General features: G+C 63.6%; 3 protein-coding genes. 1 reads left to right on the plus strand and 2 read right to left on the minus strand.

The window, feature by feature from the left end:
* A partial coding sequence (locus Q4F91_RS13030; protein WP_303338163.1) for an FAD-dependent oxidoreductase occupies positions 1-1187 on the minus strand: 1187 nt, incomplete at its 3' end.
* A gap of 276 nt (positions 1188-1463) precedes the next feature.
* Positions 1464-1844, minus strand: a complete 381-nt coding sequence (locus Q4F91_RS13035; RefSeq protein WP_303338164.1) for an H-NS family nucleoid-associated regulatory protein — start codon at positions 1842-1844, stop codon at positions 1464-1466.
* A gap of 661 nt (positions 1845-2505) precedes the next feature.
* Here Q4F91_RS13035 and Q4F91_RS13040 point away from each other — a divergent pair.
* Positions 2506-3081, plus strand: a complete 576-nt coding sequence (locus Q4F91_RS13040; protein ID WP_303338165.1) for a GNAT family N-acetyltransferase — start codon at positions 2506-2508, stop codon at positions 3079-3081.
* Positions 3082-3916 lie beyond the last annotated feature (835 nt).

Consider the following 3916-nt stretch of genomic DNA (forward strand, 5'->3'; position numbering starts at 1 on the left):
AGCTCCTCGATCGTGTCGGCCTTGAAGGCCCAGCCGCGCTCCATGCCGATCTCCCAGGTCTTCGGGAGCGCCTTGAGGGGCACGCCCGCAAGCACGATGGCGTTGAAGGGAAGCACGGCGCCCTGGTTGATCATGCGGTCCATTTTCGCCTGGTCGAAGATCGTGTAGGAGACGCCGCCCGCGCTTGTCATGGCGTTGTAGACGTCCACGAACACCGAGCCGCGGGACTCGTTGAAGAAGCGGCGGCCCGTGTGGTCAACCCAGAGCCAGGGCTGGGCGAGGGCGCAACGGCCCTGCTTGAGTTCATCGGGGCCCGAGAACTGGTTGATCGGCGGGACGTCCGGGAGGTACGGGGCGTTGCCGGCGACGGCGTGCATGCCGGCGACGCCGGCGCCCACGAGGCGGGCCATGTTGATGCCGTCGCCCGTGCGGCCGTCGACGACCGGGCCGCGGAGCCAGATCGGCTCGACCATGCCGAGCGCGGACGAGTCAAAGACGTACTGCGCGAGCATCTCGCGGTTCGCGGCGAAGCCGCCTGTGGCGATGATCACCTTGCGGGCGCGGACGATCACCGTGCCCTTCGGGTCCTTCGCCTCCACCCCGGCGACGCAGCCGCGCTCGATGATGAGCTTGGTGGCGGAGGTCTGCTTGCGGATCTCGCCGCCCGCGGCCTCGATCGCCTTCACAAAGCGGGTGACGACCTCGGCCGTGCCGCCCTTGAAGAGGTGCCAGGTCATGAGGGACTCCTCGGGACCGTACATCGTGCGGATGCCGCGGAGCTCGACGCCCATGTCCATGATCTCGTCGATCGTGTCCTTCGACTCGCTGATCAGCACGCGCAGCACGGACGGGTCGGCGCGATAGTGATGGAACTGCAGAGCGGCGTCGAGCACCTGCTGGACGGTCGTCTTGATGCCGTGCTCCTTCTGGTAGCGCGTGCCGACGCCGAGCGAGCCCTCGGGGAAGAGGCCGGCGCCGCCGAGGAAAGCCTCCTTCTCGAGGATCACGGGCTTCAGGCCCTTCTTCACGGCGGCGTAGCCCGCGGCGAGGCCGGCGAGACCGCCGCCCACGATAACGAGGTCGGTCTTCTTCTCGACGACGGCGGCTTCGGCGACGCCCATCGGGGCCATGGTGACGGTGGCCGCGGCGGCGGCGCTGCCGAGGAATGCGCGACGATTGAGTTTCATGATTCTTCTCCTTTGAAGCTTTTCTTCTTATTCCAGTGGTCTGCCGGAATGCGCCCCATTGTGCGAAAAGGAAACGCTGTTGCATGCGACCTGAGTCGCAAACCAAGGGTTATCCCTTAGTTCGACAGGCTTAGGAGAGTCTCCTTAGGCGTCGGAAGCAGGAGAAGAGGGCGGCGGGAGAGCAGGGAAGCAAAAAAGCCGGCCGCCCGTGACATGAACGATGTCACCGGCCTGCCGGCTCTGAGAGATGTGCGGCCTGGAGAGGAGCGGTGCGCCTTACTGAACGCGCATCATCTCGGCCGTGTAGCCTTCCGCGAGCGCCCTGTGGAACCACCAGGGCCTGCGGCCGAGACCGTTCCAGACCATGCGTTCGTCATAGGGGCTGACGTAGGTGGCGCCGAGCCGCTTGCGCTGCCCGCTCACCACGGGCTCCGGCGGGAAGCGGAAGTCGCTGCGCGAGAGGTCGAAGCGGCGGATCATCTGATTGATGGCGGCGATCACGGCCGCGCGCTGCTCGGGGCTCGGAGGCGTCGCGGCCCCGGTCTCGCCCTCGGGGGCGGATTCCTCCGCCTCCGGCGCATCGACAGGCACGGCGCTCTTCTCCTCGGAAAAGAGTTCGGGCGAGTCAAAGAGGTTCTGTTCAGGCGCGTCAGGCATCGGAAAGGGGAGACGTAGGGGTGAGTAAATAACAGTCGCAGGGCGGTAACTTTACTACGTACGCGTGCGAATGAGAACTACGTCAAAAGAGGGAGAGATCAGCGGGGACCGCCGCCGGAGGAAGAAGATCGCCGCGCTGCCAGGCTTCATGCCACTTCGAAACGAGTCTTTCGGACAACTGCAGGGCGTGCGTCACCTCCCCGACGCTCTCGCCGCGCATGAAGCGCTCGAGCGCCTCCTGCTTGAGGGCCTCCTCAAGAGGCAGGGTCTCCGACGGCGTCTTCTTCTTCCGGCTCTTTCCCTGTCGCGCAGGGCTTCCGGAGGATTTAGGCGATCGGCTCTTCGGTGAACTCGGCATATGGGGAAAGGGATGAGCAGTTATCCGAAAAAGACGTGTCGCAGCCGCGTCGGTGAGGGAGCCGGGGGCCGGCGGGTGCTTCAGGGAAACACAATACCGCATCGGGAACGGTGTTTGCTTCGGGGAAGGGAGGGCCGGCCGGGAAGTCCGCAAAAATTTCCTTTCCGGGCCATTGCGCATAAGCAACACACCCCCGCCGCGGCAGTCTTGCGTCCGTATGAGTGAAATCGCCGAGGCGCCCCCAGGCCCGCCCCGACTACACTAATATGCCTCTCCCCGATCCCCAGATGGAGCTTGTCACCCATGCACTTTCGCCTTGCCAGTCCCTCGGATGCCCCGGCGTTGCTGAACATCTACGCCGAGTACATCGACACGGCGATCACCTTTGAATACACCCTTCCGAGCGTGGAGGAGTTCGCGGGCCGCCTCCTCAACATGTCCTCCTTCTACCCGTACATCGTGGCCGAGGATGACGAGGGGAACCCGCTCGGCTACGCCTATGCGCACCGCCACATGGAGCGCGCGGCCTACCAGTGGAATGTCGAGCTCTCGATCTATCTGAAGCGCTCCGCCATCGGACAGGGACTCGGCCTCCGGCTCTACAACGCCCTCATGGATATCCTCAAGCTGATGGGCATCCGCTCTGTCTTCGGGTGCGTCACCTCCCCGAACCCGCCCTCGGACAGCCTGCACGCGAAGCTCGGCTTCGACAAGGTGGGCGAGTACAGGCTCTCGGGCTGGAAGAACGGCCAGTGGCACACGGTGACCTGGTACCAGAAGCACCTCTGCGACATGACCGACGAACCCAAGCCCCCCGTTTCGGTGCACGCGCTCCCGAAGGAGGCGGTGGCCGGGGTGCTCGAGAAGTACGCCGCCTGAGGCTTCTGAATCAGATTACCCATGAATCCCCGTCAGGGTCAGCCCGGCGGGGATTTTTCCTGTCCGGGGAAGGCCATTCGGGTGTGACGGCGAACTCCGGACGGCCTCCGGGCATGGGAAACCGGCCTTTCCGAGGCATTTACCCTGTTTACGGTATACCGCATTCACGTTATTTTCATGTGTCACATCGAAAAAACGCTTTCAGGCCGTTGGAGTCTCCGGGAACAGCCCTCGAAGGCTTCGCCTCACCTAAGGAAAAGTGCCTAAAAGCGTTCTTCCGGAAAACGAAAACGGTCCGGAAGGAAGGTGGTCCCGGGGGCGGTCCAGGGAGGCTGAGGCCCCGGAGCAGCCGCCGGGCGGCGGTCGGGGGCGGGCGCCCGGGAGATCCGGCGGGCAGCTGCACGTCACCCCGGGACCGCCCGGAAAGCCCTGCCGCAGAAGGATTCCCGCGGGACGGGGAGGGCGCCCGGGGCGGTGTCACCCCGTGCGCCGGAGATACCCGACAATGTTATTGAAGCGTTTTCCCCCGAGGGAAGAATGGCGTTATTCCTATTGTGAACAGCCCCGTTCTCCGGATAACGAAGAACGCCGTTTTTCCTTTTTGGAAGAGCGGCCGCCATCCCTTTTCGGAACAACGCGGAATTCCTTCCGAGGAATAGCGCAAAATCTCTCAATACATTGATTTTTATGGATTCGACATCATCCTAGCGAGTTCCTCAAAGCTCTTGCATTTCTCTTTTTCCGTGCCTAAACTGCGAAGCACATCGGGCAGCAACGAGCTGCCGCGAAATTCAAAAACACCGCGCAAATGGATGCGCCCCGGAAATTAAATCTC

The sequence above is a fragment of the Sutterella sp. genome, assembly GCF_030539355.1.
Lineage (GTDB): Bacteria > Pseudomonadota > Gammaproteobacteria > Burkholderiales > Burkholderiaceae_F > Sutterella.